This window comes from Agrococcus sp. TF02-05, from assembly GCF_017565345.1.
Classification (GTDB): domain Bacteria; phylum Actinomycetota; class Actinomycetes; order Actinomycetales; family Microbacteriaceae; genus Agrococcus; species Agrococcus pavilionensis.
This window is the reverse complement of record NZ_JAGEKO010000016.1, coordinates 1-18,060: the sequence shown is the minus strand read 5'-3', so window position 1 is coordinate 18,060 and position 18,060 is coordinate 1. Positions and strand designations below refer to the sequence as shown.

General features: G+C 73.6%; 20 protein-coding genes and 1 other RNA gene. 8 read left to right on the top strand and 13 right to left on the bottom strand.

Annotation, left to right across the window (positions count from 1 at the left end; translation table 11 throughout):
• Nucleotides 1-69: 69 nt before the first annotated feature.
• Nucleotides 70-345, bottom strand: coding sequence for a zf-HC2 domain-containing protein (locus JQT67_RS13315; RefSeq protein WP_021010240.1), 276 nt, complete (start codon nucleotides 343-345; stop codon nucleotides 70-72).
• Nucleotides 342-992, bottom strand: coding sequence for a sigma-70 family RNA polymerase sigma factor (locus JQT67_RS13310; protein WP_208065224.1), 651 nt, complete (start codon nucleotides 990-992; stop codon nucleotides 342-344). Before JQT67_RS13310 ends, JQT67_RS13315 begins: the two co-directional genes overlap by 4 nt.
• A 74-nt stretch (nucleotides 993-1,066) precedes the next feature.
• Between JQT67_RS13310 and aroA the strand changes: the two genes are divergently transcribed.
• The 3 genes from aroA to hisN are packed head-to-tail and all read left to right on the top strand — an operon-like array spanning nucleotide 1,067 to nucleotide 4,236.
• Nucleotides 1,067-2,392, top strand: a complete 1,326-nt coding sequence (aroA, locus tag JQT67_RS13305; protein WP_208065223.1) for a 3-phosphoshikimate 1-carboxyvinyltransferase — start codon at nucleotides 1,067-1,069, stop codon at nucleotides 2,390-2,392.
• Between the two features lie 4 nt (nucleotides 2,393-2,396).
• Nucleotides 2,397-3,437, top strand: coding sequence for a ribosome small subunit-dependent GTPase A (gene rsgA, locus JQT67_RS13300; protein ID WP_208065222.1), 1,041 nt, complete (start codon nucleotides 2,397-2,399; stop codon nucleotides 3,435-3,437).
• A gap of 22 nt (nucleotides 3,438-3,459) precedes the next feature.
• Nucleotides 3,460-4,236, top strand: a complete 777-nt coding sequence (gene hisN / locus JQT67_RS13295; protein WP_307864346.1) for a histidinol-phosphatase — start codon at nucleotides 3,460-3,462, stop codon at nucleotides 4,234-4,236.
• A gap of 16 nt (nucleotides 4,237-4,252) precedes the next feature.
• Here hisN and JQT67_RS13290 read toward each other — a convergent pair whose 3' ends face one another.
• A complete protein-coding gene (locus JQT67_RS13290) occupies nucleotides 4,253-4,732 on the bottom strand; it encodes a VOC family protein (protein WP_208065221.1) in 480 nt (159 codons plus the stop codon).
• Between the two features lie 46 nt (nucleotides 4,733-4,778).
• Between JQT67_RS13290 and JQT67_RS13285 the strand changes: the two genes are divergently transcribed.
• From JQT67_RS13285 to JQT67_RS13270, 4 genes are read left to right on the top strand one after another with little or no spacing between them, the layout of a single operon-like run.
• Nucleotides 4,779-5,069 (top strand): rhodanese-like domain-containing protein, encoded by a 291-nt coding sequence (locus JQT67_RS13285; protein WP_021010234.1) that lies wholly within the window; start codon nucleotides 4,779-4,781, stop codon nucleotides 5,067-5,069.
• 1 nt (nucleotide 5,070) lies between these two features.
• Nucleotides 5,071-5,616 (top strand): TetR/AcrR family transcriptional regulator, encoded by a 546-nt coding sequence (locus JQT67_RS13280; protein ID WP_021010233.1) that lies wholly within the window; start codon nucleotides 5,071-5,073, stop codon nucleotides 5,614-5,616.
• A 47-nt stretch (nucleotides 5,617-5,663) separates the two neighbouring features.
• Nucleotides 5,664-6,464 (top strand): SDR family oxidoreductase, encoded by an 801-nt coding sequence (locus JQT67_RS13275; RefSeq protein ID WP_208065220.1) that lies wholly within the window; start codon nucleotides 5,664-5,666, stop codon nucleotides 6,462-6,464.
• 45 nt (nucleotides 6,465-6,509) lie between these two features.
• Complete coding sequence (locus JQT67_RS13270) at nucleotides 6,510-6,815, top strand: hypothetical protein (RefSeq protein WP_208065219.1); 306 nt, start codon at nucleotides 6,510-6,512, stop codon at nucleotides 6,813-6,815.
• Here the strand turns inward: JQT67_RS13270 and JQT67_RS13265 are convergent, their stop codons facing one another.
• From JQT67_RS13265 to prfB, 9 genes are all read right to left on the bottom strand, one after another.
• The gene (locus JQT67_RS13265) at nucleotides 6,816-8,180 is read right to left on the bottom strand and encodes an NAD-dependent succinate-semialdehyde dehydrogenase (RefSeq protein ID WP_208065218.1); all 1,365 of its coding nucleotides are present in this window, start codon (nucleotides 8,178-8,180) and stop codon (nucleotides 6,816-6,818) included.
• A gap of 60 nt (nucleotides 8,181-8,240) precedes the next feature.
• Complete coding sequence (locus JQT67_RS13260; protein WP_208065217.1) at nucleotides 8,241-9,971, bottom strand: lipase family protein; 1,731 nt, start codon at nucleotides 9,969-9,971, stop codon at nucleotides 8,241-8,243.
• Nucleotides 9,972-10,019: 48 nt separating this feature from the next.
• Nucleotides 10,020-10,389: a transfer-messenger RNA gene (ssrA, locus tag JQT67_RS13255) on the bottom strand.
• 107 nt (nucleotides 10,390-10,496) lie between these two features.
• Complete coding sequence (locus JQT67_RS13250) at nucleotides 10,497-11,525, bottom strand: 6-phosphofructokinase (RefSeq protein WP_208065216.1); 1,029 nt, start codon at nucleotides 11,523-11,525, stop codon at nucleotides 10,497-10,499.
• An 85-nt stretch (nucleotides 11,526-11,610) separates the two neighbouring features.
• Complete coding sequence (gene smpB / locus JQT67_RS13245) at nucleotides 11,611-12,087, bottom strand: SsrA-binding protein SmpB (protein ID WP_208065215.1); 477 nt, start codon at nucleotides 12,085-12,087, stop codon at nucleotides 11,611-11,613.
• Between the two features lie 74 nt (nucleotides 12,088-12,161).
• Nucleotides 12,162-13,076, bottom strand: a complete 915-nt coding sequence (ftsX, locus tag JQT67_RS13240; protein ID WP_021064965.1) for a permease-like cell division protein FtsX — start codon at nucleotides 13,074-13,076, stop codon at nucleotides 12,162-12,164.
• The gene (gene ftsE, locus JQT67_RS13235) at nucleotides 13,073-13,810 is read right to left on the bottom strand and encodes a cell division ATP-binding protein FtsE (RefSeq protein WP_208065214.1); all 738 of its coding nucleotides are present in this window, start codon (nucleotides 13,808-13,810) and stop codon (nucleotides 13,073-13,075) included. The genes ftsX and ftsE overlap by 4 nt, the downstream gene beginning before the upstream one ends.
• A gap of 94 nt (nucleotides 13,811-13,904) precedes the next feature.
• Nucleotides 13,905-15,323, bottom strand: coding sequence for a 4-hydroxyphenylacetate 3-hydroxylase N-terminal domain-containing protein (locus JQT67_RS13230; RefSeq protein WP_208065213.1), 1,419 nt, complete (start codon nucleotides 15,321-15,323; stop codon nucleotides 13,905-13,907).
• Between the two features lie 8 nt (nucleotides 15,324-15,331).
• Nucleotides 15,332-16,450: a peptide chain release factor 2 gene (prfB, locus tag JQT67_RS13225; RefSeq protein ID WP_021010226.1), complete on the bottom strand. Its 1,119-nt coding sequence runs from the start codon at nucleotides 16,448-16,450 to the stop codon at nucleotides 15,332-15,334.
• Between the two features lie 90 nt (nucleotides 16,451-16,540).
• Here prfB and JQT67_RS13220 point away from each other — a divergent pair, with 90 nt between their 5' ends.
• Entirely contained in the window at nucleotides 16,541-17,770 is a 1,230-nt protein-coding gene (locus JQT67_RS13220) for an MFS transporter (RefSeq protein WP_208065212.1), read from the top strand.
• A 3-nt stretch (nucleotides 17,771-17,773) separates the two neighbouring features.
• On the opposite strand, the gene JQT67_RS13215 is transcribed toward JQT67_RS13220, so the two are convergent.
• The coding region (locus JQT67_RS13215) for a hypothetical protein (protein WP_208065211.1) at nucleotides 17,774-18,060 on the bottom strand (287 nt) is incomplete at its 5' end.

The window sequence follows — 18,060 nt, the reverse complement described above, 5'->3', positions numbered from 1 at the left end:
GGCCGCGTGAGCCCGCAGACGACGCGGGGCGGGACCGATCCGGTCCCGCCCCGCGTCATTGCATGCGCGTCAGCCGTGCTGCGCCTGCGCGGCGCGCAGCGTCGCGAGCAGCTTCGCGCGCAGCTCCTCGGGCGCGCGGTCCTTGCACGCGCCCTGGAGCGCCGCGGTCAGCATCTCGCCCACGTGGTGCTCGGCCGAGCACTCCTCGCACTCGGCGAGGTGCGCGCGCACATCCGCGGCGTCCTCGGCGCACAGCTCGTTGTGGAGGTACTCCTCCAGCGCGGCTCGCGCCTCGGCGCAGTCGCGCTTCGCCTGCGGCATCTCGATGGCCGGCGTCTCGCTCACGGCTTCTTCTCCTTCACGGTGGGATCCTGCACGGCGATGCCCTGCTCGCGGGCATAGTCGGCCAGCAGGCCTCGCAGCAGCTTGCGACCGCGGTGCAGCCGGCTCATGACGGTGCCGATCGGGGTCTCCATGACCTCGGCGGTCTCGGCGTAGCTGAGCCCCTCGACGTCGACCCAGTAGACCGCCATGCGGAAGTCCTCGGGGACCTCCTGCAGCGCGTCCTTCACGACGCCCGAGGGCATCCGGTGGATGGCCTCGGCCTCGGCGCTGCGCGCGGCGGTCGCGGTGAACGACTCGGCGTCGCCGATCTGCCACTCCGCCATGTCGTCGAGCGCCGCCTCGAAGGGCCGGCGCTGCTGCTTGCGATAGGTGTTGATGTAGGTGTTGGTCTGGATGCGGTAGAGCCAGGCCCGCAGGTTCGTGCCCTGCTTGAACGACCCGTACGCCGCGTAGGCCTTGAGCAGCGTCTCCTGCACGAGGTCAGCCGCGTCGGCGGGGTTGCGCGTCATGCGCATCGCCGCTCCGTAGAGCTGGTCTGCGTACTGCATCGCCTGCTCCGCGAAGTCGTCGCGCTTCGCCGCCGCTGCCTGCTCGGGCCCGGTCTGCTCGGGCCCGGTCTGCTCGGGCTCTGTCTGCTCGCTTGCCATCGCGGGCGAGTCTAGTGTCGCTGTCGGCACCGGCACCTCCTCACCATCCGCCTCCGACCGATAGATTGCAACCGATGCCGAACCCCGATCATTCCCGGCCCTGGACGGCCCCCACCGCGACCTCGCGGCTCGACGCGCGCGTGCAGCTGCCGGGCTCGAAGAGCCTCACGAACCGGGCGCTGCTGCTCGCGGCGCTCGCCGACGGCGGCTCGACGCTCCACCGGCCGCTCCGCAGCCGCGACTCCCGCATCATGGTCGAGGGGCTCAGGTCGCTCGGCGCGACGATCCGCGAGACGCCCGGCGACGGTCGGTTCGGCCCCGACCTCGCCGTGACGCCCGGCCCCATCAGGGGCGGCTCCTCGATCGACTGCGGGCTCGCGGGCACCGCGATGCGCTTCCTCCCGATCGTCGCGGCGCTCGGCGACGGCCCGGTCGCGTTCGACGGCGACCCGCACGCTCGCGAGCGGCCCATGGCCGAGACGATCTCGAGCCTCCGCGCGCTCGGCGTGCGCGTCGACGCCGAGGAGCCGCGGCTGCCCTTCACCGTGCACGGCGCGCGGAGCGTCCGCGGGGGCGAGATCGAGATCGACGCGAGCGCCTCGAGCCAGTTCGTCTCGGCGCTCCTGCTCGTCGGCGCGCGCTTCGACGAGGGCCTCACGCTCCACCACCGGGGCGAGCGGCTGCCCTCGCTCCCCCACATCGAGATGACGCTCGAGGCGCTGCGGCAGCGCGGCGTCGACGCGCGCCGCGTGGGCGATGCCTCGTGGCGCGTCGAGCCCGGCCCGATCGCCGCGCTCGACGAGCGGATCGAGCCCGACCTCTCGAACGCGGCGCCGTTCCTCGCGGCCGTCGTCGCGGTCGGCGGCCGCGTCGTGCTCGACGGCTGGCCGCGCGAGACGACCCAGGTGGGCGCGCTCCTGCCGCAGCTGCTCGAGCCGTTCGGCGCGACGTCGAGGCTGGCGGACGGATGCCTCGAGGTCGAGGCCGTCGGCGGCGCGATCCCCGGCGCGAGCCTCGACATGCACGCGGCGGGCGAGCTCGCGCCGACGATCGTCGCGCTCGGCGCCCTCGCGTCGGGGCCCGTGGAGGTCACGGGGATCGGCCACATCCGCGGGCACGAGACCGACCGCATCCGCGCCCTCGTCGACGACATCGCGGCGCTCGGCGGGCGCGCCCAGGCGCTGCCCGACGGCATCCGCGTCGAGCCGGCCCCGCTCGCGGGCGGCGCGTGGCGCGCGTTCGACGACCACCGCATCGCGACGGCGGGCGCGGTCGTGGGCCTGCGCGTCCCCGGCGTCGAGGTCGACGACATCGGCGCGACGGCGAAGACGATCCCCGAGTTCCCGGAGCTGTGGGCGGGGATGCTCGCGGGGCCGGGCGGCGAGGGAGCGACGGCGTGAGCGCATGAGCTGGCTCGGCGACTACGAGGACCCGTACGAGGAGTACGACGAGTCGAGCGTGCGCGAGCGGCCGAACCCCAAGGCGAACCGGCCGCGCTCGAAGCACCGGCCCGAGCACGACGACGCCATCACGGGCATCGTGACGGCCGTCGACCGCGGTCGGTACACGCTCGCCGTGCGCGTCGGCGAGCCCGACGAGGCCGTCGTGACCGCCGCGCGGGCGCGCGAGCTGCGCAAGCAGGCGATCGTCGCGGGCGACCGGGTCGACGTCGTGGGCGACACGAGCGGCGAGGAGGGATCGCTCGCCCGCATCGTGCGCATCCAGCCCCGCTCGACCGTGCTGCGCCGCTCCGCCGACGACACCGACGTCGTCGAGCGCGTCATCGTCGCGAACGCCGACGTGCTGCTCATGGTCGTCGCGGCGGCCGACCCCGAGCCGCGGCCGGCGCTCGTCGACCGCTACCTCGTCGCGGCACTCGACGCCGGCATCACGCCCGTCATGGTCGTGACGAAGACCGACGTCGCCGACCCCGCGCCCTTCCTCGCCCACTTCGAGGGGCTCGACATCGAGGTGTGGCAGTCGTCGCTCGAGGATCCCCCGGTCGAGGCGCTGCGCGAGCGGCTCGACGGCCACACGACCGTCGCCGTCGGCCACTCGGGCGTCGGCAAGTCGACGCTCGTGAACGCGCTCGTGCCCGGCGCGATGCGCGCGGTCGGCCACGTGAACGCCGTCACCGGCCGCGGCCGCCACACCTCGTCGTCGACCGTCTCGTTCAAGCTCGGCTCCGGCTGGATCATCGACACCCCGGGCGTGCGCTCCTTCGGCCTCGGCCACGTCGCGACCGCCAACGTGCTGAGCGGGTTCCCCGACCTCGCGGCGGTCGCCGAGGACTGCCCCCGCGGCTGCTCGCACCTGCCGGGCGAGGAGTACTGCGAGCTCACGATCGCCGCGCTCGAGGGGCGCCTCGGGCAGCGCCGCGTCGACTCGATGCAGCGGCTGCTCGGCACGCTCGTCGCCGCGCGGCAGCAGCGGCACGAGGAGTGACGCGCCGCCTACGCTGGAGGGCGTGACCCGCTACGACGACGACCTCGCCCTCGCGCTCCGGCTCGCCGACGCCGCCGACGCCATCTCGATGGCGCGCTTCGGCGCGCAGGACCTCGAGATCACGACGAAGGCCGACACGACGCACGTGACGGACGCCGACCGCGCGGTCGAGCAGCGCATCCGCGCCATGCTCGCCGAGGAGCGCCCGGACGACGCGATCCTCGGCGAGGAGTTCGGCACCGAGGGCGACGCGCCGCGGCAGTGGATCGTCGACCCGATCGACGGCACGGCGCACTTCCTGCGCGGCGCCCCGATCTGGGCGACCCTCATCGCGCTCGCGGTCGAGGGCAGACCGGTCGTCGGCGTCGTCTCCTCCCCCGCCCTCGGGGCGCGCTGGTGGGCCGCGGAGGGCTCCGGGGCGTGGACCGACCCCGCCGCGCCCCGCCGCCTGCGCGTCTCGGGCGTCGCGTCGCTCGCGAATGCAGTGCTGTCGTACAACGCGATCCAGGGCTGGGACGGCGCGGGCAGGCTCGACGACCTCATCGGCCTGCAGCGCGACGTGTGGCGGGCGCGCTCGTACGGCGACGCGTGGAGCTACATGCTGCTCGCGGAGGGCAAGGTCGACGCGGTCGCGGAGTTCGACCTCAAGCCCTACGACATGGCCGCGCTCGTGCCGGTGATCGAGGAGGCCGGCGGCCGCTTCACGTCGGTCGAGGGCCACGCGGGCCTGTGGCACGGTTCCGCGCTCGCCACGAACGGCGCGCTGCACGAGGCGCTGCTCGAGCGCCTCGCGCGCTGACCGCGCCGCCCCGGGGTCAGCCGCGCGCGGCGGCCTCGAGCGCCGCGACGTCGAGCTTCCGCATCTCGAGCATCGCGCGCGTGACGTCCTTCGAGCGCGGTCCCTGCATGAGCTCGCCGAGCTGCCGCGGGATGACCTGCCACGAGACGCCGAAGCGATCGCGGCACCACCCGCACATCGACTCCTCGCCGCCGTCGGCGACGAGCGCGTCCCACAGCCGGTCGACCTCGGCCTGCCCGTCGACGGTGAGCGCGATCGAGACCGCCTCCGACTGCCGGAACTGCGGCCCGCCGTTCAGCAGCTGGAAGGGCGCCCCGCCGATCGTCAGGTCGATCGTGAGCGCCTCCCCCGCCGCCATCCCGCCGGGCCAGGGGTTCTCGTCCTCCGGGATCCGCATCACGTCGATGACCGCGGAGCCGGGCAGGAGCGAGACGTAGAGCTCGGCCGCCTCCTCGATGCGGCCGTCGAACCAGAGCACCGTGCGCACATCCGTCATGCCGGCCATGATGCTCGCCCTGAGCGCGGATCGATAGCCTCGATCCATGCGAGAGATCACGCCCGCCGAGACCGCCGACCGCCCGATCGTCGACGTGCGCGAGCAGCACGAGTGGGAGGCGGGGCACGCGGTCGACGCGCTGCACATCCCCATGAGCGAGATCGTCGAGCGGCTCGACGAGGTGCCCGACGGCGCGGCGGTCATCTGCCGCTCGGGCGCGCGGAGCGGTCAGGTCGTCGCCTTCCTCGAGCAGCGGGGCATGGATGCGGTGAGCGTCGCGGGCGGGACCCTGCGGTGGGCGGCGGAGGGCCGCCCGATGGTCGGCACGGTCGCCTGACGTGGCGCGACCGGCCGCCGATCCCGGCGCGATCGCCGCGGCGGCCGCGCGGCTCTTCCTCGAGCGCGGCTACGCCGGCACGACCGTGCGCGACATCGCGGCGCTCGCCGACGTCGATCCCGCGGTCGTCATCCGGCGCTTCGGCTCGAAGGAGGCGCTCTTCCTCGACGCCATGCGCCCCGGCGCGCTCGCGGCGGCGTGGCGCCGCACGCTCGAGGGGCCGCTCGACGGCTTCGGCGCGCGCTGCGCCGAGGCGCTCCTCGACGCTCGCGGCGACACCCGCGGCGTCTTCCTCGCCCTGCTGCGGGCGAGCGATGCCGAGGGCATCGGATCGCAGCTGCGCCGGGCGCACGAGGAGGGCTTCGTCGCGCCGCTGCGCGAGCGGCTCGGCGGCGGCGCGGACGCCGACCTCAAGGCGCGCCTCGCGGCCGCGGCCGCCGGCGGCATGCTCTACGCGCTGTGGGCGGTCGGCGACGAGCGGCTCGCGGCCGACCGCGACGCCCTCATCGCGCGCTACGGCGCAGTGCTGCAGGCCGCCATCGCATAGCATGGGGCTCCATCGTCAACTAAGTTGACGCATCCCGAGGAGGAACCGTGCAGCTCGCTTCCCGCACCTTCGTCGTCACCGGCGGCGGCAACGGCATCGGCCGGGAGGTCGTGCTCGAGCTCCTGCGCCGCGAGGCGCGCGTCGCGGCCGTCGACCTGAGCGCCGACGGCCTCGCCGAGACCGCTCGGCTCGCCGGTGCGGGCGATCGGCTCTCGACGCACGTCGTCAACGTCGCCGATCGCGCGGCGGTCGAGGCGCTGCCCGACGCGGTGCTCGCCGCCCACGGCCAGGTCGACGGCCTGCTCAACGTCGCGGGCATCATCCACCCGTTCCAGCGCATCGGCGAGCTGCCGATCGAGACGCTCGAGCGCGTCATGCAGGTCAACTTCTGGGGCGTCGTGCACACCGTCACCGCGTTCCTGCCGCTGCTCAAGGCCCGCCCCGCGGCCGCGCTGCTCAACGTCTCGAGCATGGGCGCGCTCGCGCCCGTGCCGGGGCAGTCGGCCTACGGCGCGAGCAAGGCCGCCGTGAAGCTCCTCACCGAGGGCATGCAAGCCGAGCTCCAGGGCTCGAGCGTCGCGGTGACGGTCGTCTTCCCCGGCGGCGTCGGCACGAACATCACCGGCAACTCGGGCGTCTCGATCGAGCGCTCCGTCGAGTCGTCGGGGGCCGCCGCCTCGCTCACGACGGCCGCCGACGCGGGCAGCCAGATCGTCGACGCGGTCGCCGCAGGCGCGCCGCGGCTCGTGATCGGCAAGGACGCCCGCGCCCTCGACCGGCTCGCGCGCCTCGTGCCCACGAGGGTCGGCGGCATCATCGCGAAGCGCATGGCCGGCCTGCTGCGCTGATCCGCCTCCGGCCCGGCGGCCGGGACCGCGATGGACGATCGGGGCATGGCGACCCACCACCGCGACGTGGAGACGAAGCTCGAACCGCTCGAGGGCGCCGAGCCGCCCGACCTCGAGGCGATCCCGCGCGTCGCCGCTGAGGCGGGCGACGTCGTGCTCGCGCGCGTGCGCGCGCAGCACGGCGCGGTCGTCGCGCAGGACGTCCTCGTGCGGCTCCTCGACGGCGAGGACGCGTTCAGCTCCGGCCGGCTGGCGGGGAGCGAGCGCGCCCGCGCCCTGGCCGCCGAGTCGGAGCTCGGACCGGCCTGGGCGCGGGCGCGCGCGAAGCGGCGTCGCCGCTGGCTCGAGTGATCAGCCGACGACGAGCTTCTTGTTCATGAACTCCTCCATGCCGTGCGGGCCGAGCTCGCGGCCGAAGCCCGATCGCTTCGTGCCGCCGAAGGGCATGTCGTAGTCCTCGGCGCTCGCGTCGTTGATCGCGACCATGCCGGCGTCGATGCGGTCGGCGACCGCGCGCGCGAGCTCGGGGTCGCTGCACCACACGCGCGCGCCGAGCCCGAAGGGCGTGTCGTTCGCGATGCGCACGGCGTCGTCGACGTCCTTCGCGCGGTAGACGGTGCCGACCGGGCCGAAGAGCTCCTCGCGGTAGACGCTCATGGCGTCGGTCACGTCGGCGAGCAGCGCGGGCTGCACGCGCGTGCCGTCGCCGTCGACCGCGCCGGCGAGCACGCGCGCGCCCTCCGCGATCGCGGCGCTCGTCTGCTCGCGCAGCCGGTCGGCGGCGGCCTGCGACGAGAGCGGGCCGACGAGCGCGTCCTCGTCCTCGGGGTCGCCCACCTCGACCGTGGCGATCGCCTGCGCGAGCCGCGTCGAGAACTCGTCGTAGAGCTCGTCGACGACGATGAAGCGCTTCGAGGCGTTGCACGCCTGGCCCGAATTCTCCATGCGCGTCGCGACCGCCGACTCGACCACGGCATCCATGTCGTCCGTCGAGAGCACGACGAAGGGGTCGCTGCCGCCGAGCTCGAGCACGACCTTCTTGAGGTTGCGGCCGGCGATCTCGGCGACCGCGGCACCCGCGCGCTCGGAGCCCGTGAGCGAGACGCCGCGCACGCGCGGGTCGGGGATGACGATCTCGCCGATCTGGTCGTTCGTCGCGAAGATGTTCTCGTAGGCGCCGGCGGGCAGCCCCGCCTCCTCGAGGATCTCGGTGATGACCGTGGCCGACCACGGGCACTGCGGCGCGTGCTTCAGCAGCACGGTGTTGCCGAGCATGAGGTTGGGGAAGGCGAAGCGGGCGACCTGGTAGTACGGGAAGTTCCACGGCATGATGCCGAGGATCACGCCCTGCGCCGACTTCACGACGCGCGCGTCGAGGCCGGAGCGCGTGGTCAGCACCTCGTCGGCGAGGAACTCGGCGGCGTTGTCGGCGTAGTACTGGATGATCTCGCCCGAGAACTCCGCCTCGAAGACGCCCTGCCCGAGCGGCTTCCCCATCTCGGTGCGGATGATCTCGGCGAGCTCGCGCGAGCGCTCGGTGAAGGCCGTCGCGGCCTTCGAGAGGATCGCCGCGCGCTCCGCCATCGGCGTCGCGCGCCACGGCTCGAACGTCGCGTGGGCGCGCTCGATCGCCGCACGGATCTCGTCATCGGTCGCGGTGGGGTACTCCTTGACGACCTGGCCGGTGTAGGGGTCGACGACCCGGTACTCGCTCACGCTGCCTCCTCGCAGGATCGGGGACCTCCAGGCTAGTCGAGCGTCGCCCGCGCGATGGCGTCAGCGGCAGCCCGCCGGCGTCGGCTCGCCCGCGAACCGGGCGGCGGTCCACGCGGCGAGCTCCGGCAGCAGCGCCGACTCGCCCGAGACGAGGCCCATGTGGTCGAGGCCGTCGTAGGTGCGGTGGTCGATCGACCAGCCCTCGGCGCACCGCGCCTCGACCCAGCCGGCCTGCGCGTCGGGCGTGATGAGCGAGTCGGCGCCGCCTTGCGCGACGAGCACGGGTGCGTCGATCGGCAGGGTCGGCACGTTCTCGGCGGCCCGCGCGCCGAGCGCACCATCGCCGGGGCTGCGGGAGAAGACCGGGGCGCCGCTGAAGACCGAGGTCGCGAGCGAGACGAGCGTCGCGGGGTCGGTGAGGCAGCGCCGCTGCGCGGCGTCGACGAGGATGCGCGCGCCGGGTCGCACGTAGTCGGCCGTGGCGACGTCGGGGTAGGCGGCGTCGTACGCCGCGAGCGCGAACGAACCGAAGATCGGGCCGACGACCGAGCCCGCGACGCCGTCGAGGAGCGCGGGGAGGTCGGTCGCGGGTGCCATCGCCGCGACGCCGACGATCTCGAGCTCCGGTGCGTAGTCGCTCGCCATGCCGCCGGCCCACAGCGCCGCGTGCCCGCCTTGCGAGTGGCCCCACAGCACCGTCTCGGGCGCGAGCGCTGCCGCCTCGAGGCGCTGCGCGGCGCGGATCGCGTCGAGCACGCTCGGCCCCTCCCCCTCGCCGATGAGGTACGGCTGGCTGCCAGCGGTGCCGAGCCCCGCGTAGTCGGTCGCGACGATCGCCCAGCCCGCGTCGATCACGGCTTGCGCGTCGGGCATCGCGCCCGCGACGAACGGCTCGTCGAGCAGGCTCCGCGCGCATCCGGTCGCGAAGCCCGTCGTGCCGTGCGACCACGCGACGACCGGATGCGCCGTGCCGCGCTCGGGCACGACCACGAGGCCGGATGCGAGGGCCGGCTCGCCGTCGGCACCGGTCGTCGTGTAGAGGATGCGCCAGGCGATCGAGCCGTCGGGCATCGCGCGGTCGAAGGGCTCGCTGCGCAGGAGCGCGCCCGGCTCGGCGGCGACGCCCGCGGGCGGGTCGTAGAACGCGTCGGGCCGCGGCGAGCCGCTCAGCTGCAGCCCGACGAGCGCGAGGCCCGCGACCGCGACGAGCGCGATCGCCGCGAGCGCCCCGCGCCGCCGCGGTCGCGGCCGGCGCTCCGGGGCGCGGCCGCGCGCTCGATCGACGGCGCGCCGCACGAGCTGCACGCCGAGCAGCACGAGCCGGGCGCCGAGCACCGCCGCGAGCGCGAGCACCGAGACGTCGGGCCACGCGAGGGCGAGCACGCCGAGGAGCACGCCCGCGATCGCGAGCGCGAGGTCGGCGCCGCGCTCACCCACACCCTCGCGGACCGCTCGCACGGCGTCGAGCGCGCCGCTCACGATCATCGCGACGCCCACGACGACCACGAGGGCGCCGATCGTGAGCGCCGGGAGCACGAGCACGAGGACGCCCGCGGCCGCCCACGCGAGCCCCGCGAGCGCGCTCCACCACCGCCCGCCGCGCAGCAGCTCGGCGACGGCCGCGACGAGGAGCGCGACGGCGAGCGCCACGACGAGCGCGCCGAGGGAGAGGAACGGGCGCGCGACGAGCACGAGGCCGAGCCCGACGCATCCGATGCCCAGGACGAGCGACAGCCACCACGGCGCACGATCGAGCGCGCGCGCTCCGATCGCGCGCGAGAGCAGCCCCATGGCTCGACAGTAGCGAGCGGGGGCTCTCACAGCGTGCGACTCGACCGATGGTGGAGATGGGGGGAATCGAACCCCCGTCCAACGCTCACATCGTGCGGCTTCTCCGGGTGCAGCTCAAGGGTGGCGTTCTGCTCGGCTCCGACCTTTGTCCTGAGCACCTAGGTCGACGAGCCCAGTCACAGTTCAAGTCCCGCGATGCCCTGTGACGCAGCATCGCAGCGAGCTCTCAGATGACGCCAGGGTCCGGGGCGAGAGCGACCCCGGTCTGACGGACTTCAGGCTCGCTTAGGCAGCGAGGGCGAAGTCGGTGCGCTTTGCATTGGCACCTATTGGTTTGCAGGGGGCGTTGAAGAGATGACCCTGCATCCTCTACCCGCTTCCCGCAGCAATCGAGACGCTGTCGAAACCGATCATCCCCGTGCTGGGTGCGAGTCGCACGCTGTGGAGTTTCCAATGCCGGATGCGTCCGGCGCGCTGGCGAGGCCAGCCCACCATGGTAGCGCGCCCGGCCTCTCCGGGCAACCGTCAGCCGAAGAGCAGCTCCGCCTCGCGGTAGCGGTGGTCTGGCACGCGCTTGAGGTCGCCGAGCGCCTCGGCCATCGGCACGCGCACGATCTCGGTGCCCCGCAGCGACACCATCGAGCCCCACGCGCGATCCGTGATCGCGTCGACTGCCGCGAGCCCGAAGCGCGTCGCGAGCACGCGGTCGGCGCCCGACGGCGCGCCGCCGCGCTGGATGTGGCCGAGCACCGTCGCGCGCGACTCGATGCCGGTGCGCTCCTCGATCATCGGCGCGAGCACCTCCCCGATGCCGCCGAGGCGGGGCCGGTCGAACGCGTCGAGGCCCTTGCGGGAGTACTCCTCGTCCATCCCCTCGAGCTTGAAGCCCTCGGAGACGACGACGAGCGGGGCGCGGCGGCGGTCGTACACCGATTGCACGTACTCGCAGATCCACTCGATCGAGCGCGGCTGCTCGGGGATGAGCGTGACGTGCGCACCCGTCGCGATGCCGGTGTGGAGCGCGATCCAGCCGACGTGCCGCCCCATGACCTCGAGCACCATGCAGCGCATGTGCGAGTCGCCCGTCGTGCGCAGCCGGTCGCCGGCCTCGGTCGCGATCTGCACGGCGGTGTCGAAGCCGAAGGTGTAGTCGGTCGCGTCGAGGTCGTTGTCGATCGTCTTCGGCACCCCGACGATCGGGATGCCGTCGTCGGCGAGCCGATTGGCGGCCGCGAGCGTGCCCTCGCCGCCGATCGCCATGACCGCCTCGATCCCGAGCCGCTCGAGCGTCTCGGCGATGCGCTCGGGCCCGCCCTTCTCCCCCTCGTAGGGGTTCGTGCGGCTCGTGCCGAGGATCGTGCCGCCGATGCGGGAGGTGCCGCGCACCGCCGATCGGTTGAGCACCCGGACGTCGCCGTCCTTGAGCCCGCGGTAGCCGTCGCGGATGCCGACGAACTCGTGCCCGTGGTGCTTCATGCCGGTGAGCACAGCCGCTCGGATGACCGCGTTGAGCCCGGGGCAGTCGCCGCCGGACGTCAGGATGCCGATGCGCATGGCGCCTTTCCTCCGGCGAGCCCTGGGTGAGTGCCGGAAGCCCCATTCAACCGACGAGCCCCGCGATTGTCGAACCGTGCAGCGGTCAGTCGCCGAGGCGGTTGCGCGTGCGCATCGCGCGCTCGGCCTCGCGCTTGTCCTGCCGCTCGCGCAGCGCGTGCCGCTTGTCGTACTCCTTCTTGCCCTTCGCGACCGCGAGCTCGACCTTCGCTCGGCCGTCGGAGAAGTAGAGCGAGAGCGGCACGAGCGTGTAGCCGCCCTGCGCGACCTTGGCGGCGAGCTTGTCGATCTCGGCGCGGTGCAGCAGGAGCTTGCGCTTCCGCCGCGGCGGGTGGTTCGTCCACGTGCCCTGCCCGTACTCCGGGATGTGCACGGCGTCGAGCCACGCCTCGCCGCGGTCGACGAACGCGTAGCCGTCGACGAGCGACGCGCGACCGGCGCGCAGCGACTTCACCTCGGTGCCGGTGAGCACGAGGCCGGCCTCGACGCGATCCTCGATGTGGTAGTCGTGGCGCGCCTTGCGGTTCTGCGCCACGACCCTCTGGCCCTGTTCCCGCGGCATGGCTCGCTCCCGGTCTCGGTGGTCTCGACAGCCCGTGCTCGGGCAGCCGCCCAGTGTAGCGCGGCCCCGGCCGGCTAGATCCGGAGGTAGCGCCGGATCGCGACCGCCGCCGCGACGCCGGCGAACAGCACGCCGATCCCGAGCAGCACGGGCGCGACGACGAGCGCGTCGTCGAGCCCGACGATCGCGATGGTCTGCAGCATCGGCGCGACGTAGCCCTGCAGCAGGAAGTGCACGGTCGCGACGACCGCTCCTGCGGCGAGCACCGCGCCGACGAGCGCGGCGACGATCCCCTCGATGATGAACGGCGTCTGGATGAACCGGTTCGAGGCGCCGACGAGCCGCATGATCCCGAGCTCGCGCTTGCGGGAGAAGGCGGAGAGTCGGATGGTCGTGGAGATGAGCAGGACGGCCGCGACGAGCATGAGGACGGCGATGCCGATCGCGGCGAGGCTCGCGGTGCTCAGCACCTGGAAGATCGGCTCGAGCAGCGCCCGCTGGTCGCGCACCTCGAGCACGCCCGGGAGCGCGCTCGTCGCCTCGCGGATGAGATCGGCGTCCTGCGGCGTCGTGGGGCGCACCCACAGCGCCTCGTTCATGGTCTCCGGGCTCGCGAACTCGGCGCTCGACGTGCCCCCGAACTGCTCCATGAAGTGCTGGTAGGCGAGCTCGCGATCCTCGAACTCGACGTCGGCGACGTAGGGCGCGATCGCGCCGCTCTCGAGCACGGCCCGCACGGCGTCGACCTGCTCGGCGGTCGCGGCGGTCTGGCTGCACGTCGCCGTCGCGTCGACCGGGCCGCAGAAGTACACGCCGACCTGGGCCCGGTCGTACCAGAAGCCCTTCATCTGGTTGATCTGCATCTGCAGCAGGATCGCGGCGCCGACGAACGAGAGCGAGATGAACGTCACGAGCACGACCGAGACGACGACCGAGAGGTTCCGGCGCAGCCCGTTCCAGACCTCCTGCGCGATCAGCTGGACCCTCACGCGATCTCCTCCTCGAGCGCTCGCGGGGCGAGCTCGTCGTCGTCGCCGAGGTGGCGGCGGTAGGAGCCGTGCGCCTCGTCGCGCATGATGCGGCCGGCGTCGAGCTCGACGACGCGCTTCTGCATCTCGTCGACGATCGACGCCTCGTGCGTCGCCATCACGACGGTCGTGCCGCCCTCGTTGATGCGGGCGAGCAGCGCCATGATGCCCGCGCTCGTCGACGGGTCGAGGTTGCCGGTCGGCTCGTCGGCGAGCAGGATCGGCGGCCGGTTGACGACCGCGCGCGCGATCGCGACGCGCTGCTGCTCGCCGCCCGAGAGCTCGTGCGGCAGCCGCGAGGCCTTGCCCGCGAGCCCGACGATCTTCAGCACGTCGGGCACGGCCTCCGAGATGAAGGCGCGGCTCTTGCCGATCACCTGGAGCGTGAAGGCGACGTTCTCGTAGACGGTCTTGTTGCCGAGCAGGCGGAAGTCCTGGAACACGACGCCGAGGTTGCGGCGGAAGAACGGCACGCGCCGGTTCGGGAGCGCCTTGAGGCGCTGGCCGAGCACGTGCACCTCGCCGCTCGAGGGCGTCTCCTCGCGCAGCACCATGCGGATGAGGGTCGACTTCCCCGAGCCGGAGGCGCCGACGAGGAAGACGAACTCGCCCTTGAGGATCTCGAGGGAGACGCCGTCGAGCGCGGGGCGAGCCTTGCGGGAGTAGGTCTTCGAGACCTCGTCGAAGCGGATCATGGCCCGTCGAGGCTACGGGCGCCGGATGCGTCCGGTCCGCACCGCGGTCGGCGCGGCGCGACCTCGGCTCGAGCCGCGTCGCTCTCGAGCGTCGTCAGGAGTGCCGTCGTGCCTGCCAGCGGGCGACGCGGCCGTCGGCCCGCGCGAGCCCGAGGATGCCGACATGGGTGCGCTCGGGCTGGCCCCAGTAGCTGCGCTCGTAGAGCTCGTGCCGGGCGCCGAAGCCCGTGCCGATCGCATCCCACAGCTCGCCGACGACCTCGAGCCGCTCGCGCGCATCCGTCCCGCCCGAGCCGCGCAGGAGCGGCTCGATCGGGGCGACCTCCGGCGAGCCGAGCGCGTCGAGCGGCACCGGCAGGTGCGCGAGCGCGGAGGAGAGCGTCGTCTCGAGCGAGACGCGCATGCGCGAGTAGGCGTCGGGCGCGAGTGCCGAGAACGCCATCGCGGCGTCGACGCCCGGCAGGATCGACTCCCCCGACGGCGCCGCCTGCTCGATCATCGCGTCGCGCAGGCCCGCGACCGTGTGCCGGAAGGCGATGAGCTCGCCGAGCGCCGCTTGCGTGCCGCGCCGCTGGTCGGTGCCCATGATCTCTGCCGCGCGGACCGCGAGGCCCGCGATGCGCTCGAGCTTCGCCTCGAGCCGCGTCGCCGCCTGGAACGCGAGCCGGACGTTCCAGCCGACGGCGCCGCGGTTGAAGGCGAGCATCGTCTCCGCGTCGCGGATGAGGACGTCGTCCCACGGCACGAGCACGTCGTCGAACACGACGAGCGCGTCGTGCTCCTGGAAGCGCCGCGCGAGCGGCTGGTCGGGGCGGAAGGGCGTGCCGCGCGTGTAGACGCGCACGCCCGGCGAGCCGACCGCGACCGACGCGGCGATCGCGAACGCATCCGTCTGCACCTCGCCGCCGAAGTGCGAGACGAACAGTCGCTGCGCCGTCGCGGCGCCCGTGACGACCGCCTTCGCGCCGCGCAGCACGACGCCCTCGTCGGTCTCGTCGACGACGTGCAGGAAGACGTCGCCGACCTCGTCGGGCGGCAGCTCGCGGTCGACGGGCGGGTTGACGAGCGCTTGGGCATAGTGGGTGACGGCTCGCTGGTCGCGCTCGAGCGCCGCGCGCACGTTGCCCTCGAAGCGGCCGAAGAACGGCGCGTGGGCCGCCATCGACGTGAAGATGCACGCCATGAACTCGGGCGTGCGGCCGAGCCAGCCGTGCGTGCGCGACTGCCAGGCGCGGATCGCCTCGCGCTGCGCGCGGAGGTCGTCCTGCGACTGCGGCACGGTCCAGAACGCGTGGGTGACCCCGTCGCCGCCGGGAGCCTCCCCGATCGGCGCGAGCAGCGCATCCGACCCCTTTTCGTGGAGGGCGTCGTAGAGCGACGCGATGGTGGATGCGGTGCCGGCGAAGGCGGGATGCTCGGCGACGCGCGCGACGCGCTCGCCGTCGTGGACGACCACCCGGCCGTCGTCGAGGCTCGCGAGGTAGTCGCCGCCGGTCTGCGGTCGAGTGGCCACGGCGGTCGCTACTCCGCGTCCTCGCGCTGCTGCTGCTTGCGCCAGCGGATGCCCGCCGCGATGAAGCCGTCGAGGTCGCCGTCGAAGACCGCGGAGGGGTTGTTGACCTCGTGCAGCGTGCGGAGGTCCTTGACCATCTGGTACGGCGCGAGCACGTAGGAGCGCATCTGGTCGCCCCAGCTCGCGGCGATCGAGCCCGCGAGCTCCTTCTTGCGCGCCGCCTCCTCCTCGCGCTTGAGCAGCATGAGGCGGCTCTGCAGCACGCGCATCGCGGCGGCGCGGTTCTGGATCTGGCTCTTCTCGTTCTGCATCGAGACGACGACGCCGGTCGGGATGTGCGTGATGCGCACCGCGGAGTCGGTCGTGTTGACCGATTGGCCGCCCGGGCCCGAGGAGCGGAAGACGTCGACGCGGATGTCGTTCTCGGGGATCTCGACCTCGTCGACCTGCTCGAACAGCGGCACGACCTCGACCGCCGCGAACGACGTCTGGCGCTTGCCCGCGGCGCCGAAGGGGCTCATGCGCACGAGCCGGTGCGTGCCGGCCTCGACGGAGAGCTGCCCGAACGCGTAGGGCGCGTCGATCTCGAACGAGGCCGACTTGATGCCCGCCTCCTCCGCGTAGCTCGTCTCGTAGACGGTCACGGGCATGCCGTGCTGCTCGGCGTACCGGAGGTACATGCGCAGCAGCATCTCGGCGAAGTCGGAGGCGTCGACGCCGCCCGCGCCCGCGCGGATCGTGACGACCGCGGGCAGCGGGTCGAACTCGCCGTCGAGGAGCGTCTGGATCTCCATCTCGCCCATGAGCTTCTGCAGGCTCGCGAGCTCCTTCTTCGCCTCGAGCTGCGTCGCCTCGTCGGCCTCCTCGTTCGCCATCTCGACGAGCACCTCGAGGTCGTCGATGCGCGACTCGGCCTCGACGATGCGGCGGAGATCGGTCTGCGCGTGGCTCAGCTGGCTCGTGACCTTCTGCGCCGCCTCGGGGTCGTCCCACAGGTCGGGGGCGCCGGCGGCGGCGGAGAGCCGCTCGATGTCGGCGGCCAGCCGGTCGACGTCGGTGACGGCCTTGATGTCGGCGAACGTGGAGCGGAGGGCGGCGATCTCGCCGCCGATGTCGAGATCGGCCATGATGCCCCAGCCTACCGGCGCGGCATCGTCCGTCCCGCCCGCGCCGCCACCGCATCCGGTCGTCCAGCGCGAGCGTCATAGGCTCGGGCTGTGAGCGGGGGCGACGAGACGGAGCGGTTCCCGTGGAAGCGCGTCGCGGGCGCCGTGTACGTGCCGACGGCGGCGTTCGCGATCGGCGAGGGCGCCGTCATCCCCTACATCCCGCTCATCGCCGGCGACCTCGGCGCCTCGCTCGCCGTCGCGGCGGTCGTCGCGGCGATGCTGACGATCGGGCAGCTCGCGGGCGACGTGCCGGGCGGCGGCGTCGTCGCGCGCTTCGGCGAGCGGCCGACGATGATCGGCGCGGGTGCGCTCGTGCTCGCGGCGCTCGTGCTCGCGCTCGTCGCGAGGGATGCGTGGACGCTCGGCATCGCGGTGTTCGTGCTCGGCCTCGGCCACGCGGTCTTCGCGCTCGCGCGGCACGCGTTCATGACGACCTACGTGCCGATCCGGTACCGCGCGAGGGCGCTCTCGACGCTCGGCGGCATCTTCCGCCTCGGCATGTTCGTCGGCCCGCTCGTCGGCGCGGCGGTGCTGGGCCTCGGGCTCCCGCTCGGCGCGGTGTGGGTGTTCTTCGGCATCTGCACGATCGTCGCGATCGCGGTGCTCGTGGTGCTCCCCGATCCGACGACGGCCTTCGAGCGGAAGCCTCCGACGACGGGCGTCATCGAGCTGCGGCAGGAGCGCACGGGCGTGTGGCGAGTGGTGCGGCAGCACGGGCGCGTGCTCGCGACCGTCGGCATCGGCGCGGCGATGCTCGCGCTCGCGCGCTCGGCGCGCAACGTGCTGCTGCCGCTGTGGGCGATCTCGATCGGGCTCGACGCCGCGACGACGGGCCTCGTGATCGGCATCGCCGGCGGCCTCGACTTCGCGCTCTTCTTCGTGTCGGGCTGGGTCATGGACCGGTTCGGCCGGCTCTGGAGCGTCGTGCCGACGCTCGGCCTCATGGCGGTCGCGTTCGCGATGCTCGCCGCGTCGCACGACCTCGATGCCGCGACCGGCTGGTTCGTCGCCGCCGCGATGGTGCTCGGGCTCGGCAACGGACTCGGCTCCGGCATCATCATGACGCTCGGCGCCGATCTCGCGGATCCTCGCAACCCCGCGCCGTTCCTCGGCGCGTGGCGGCTGACGGTCGACCTCGGCGGCGCCGTGGCACCGCTCGCGATCTCGGCGGTCGTCTCGATCGCGTCGATCGCGTGGGCGGCGGGCGGGCTCACCGCGGTGTGCATCGCCGGCGCGGCGATCCTGCTCAAGTGGCTGCCGCGGAAGCCCCGCGAGTGACGCTCACGCAGCGGAGGCGGTGACCTCGTCGATCGCCGCGCGGATGGCGGCGGCGGCCTCGGGAGTCGCGGCGCCATCGGCCTCGAGCGCGTCGACGCGCGAGCGGAGCTCCGCGAGCCCAGCCGACAGTCCGTCGGCGGCGACGCCCTCGAGCGCCGCGACGCGGCCCAGGAGCTCGTCGCCCGCCGCGGCGTCGAGCCCGCCGGCGGCGACGGCACCGCCGATCGCCTCGCGGACCCCCGCGAGGCTGCTCGGCGCCGGCTCCGGCACCGGCTCGGCCGGTGCCGACC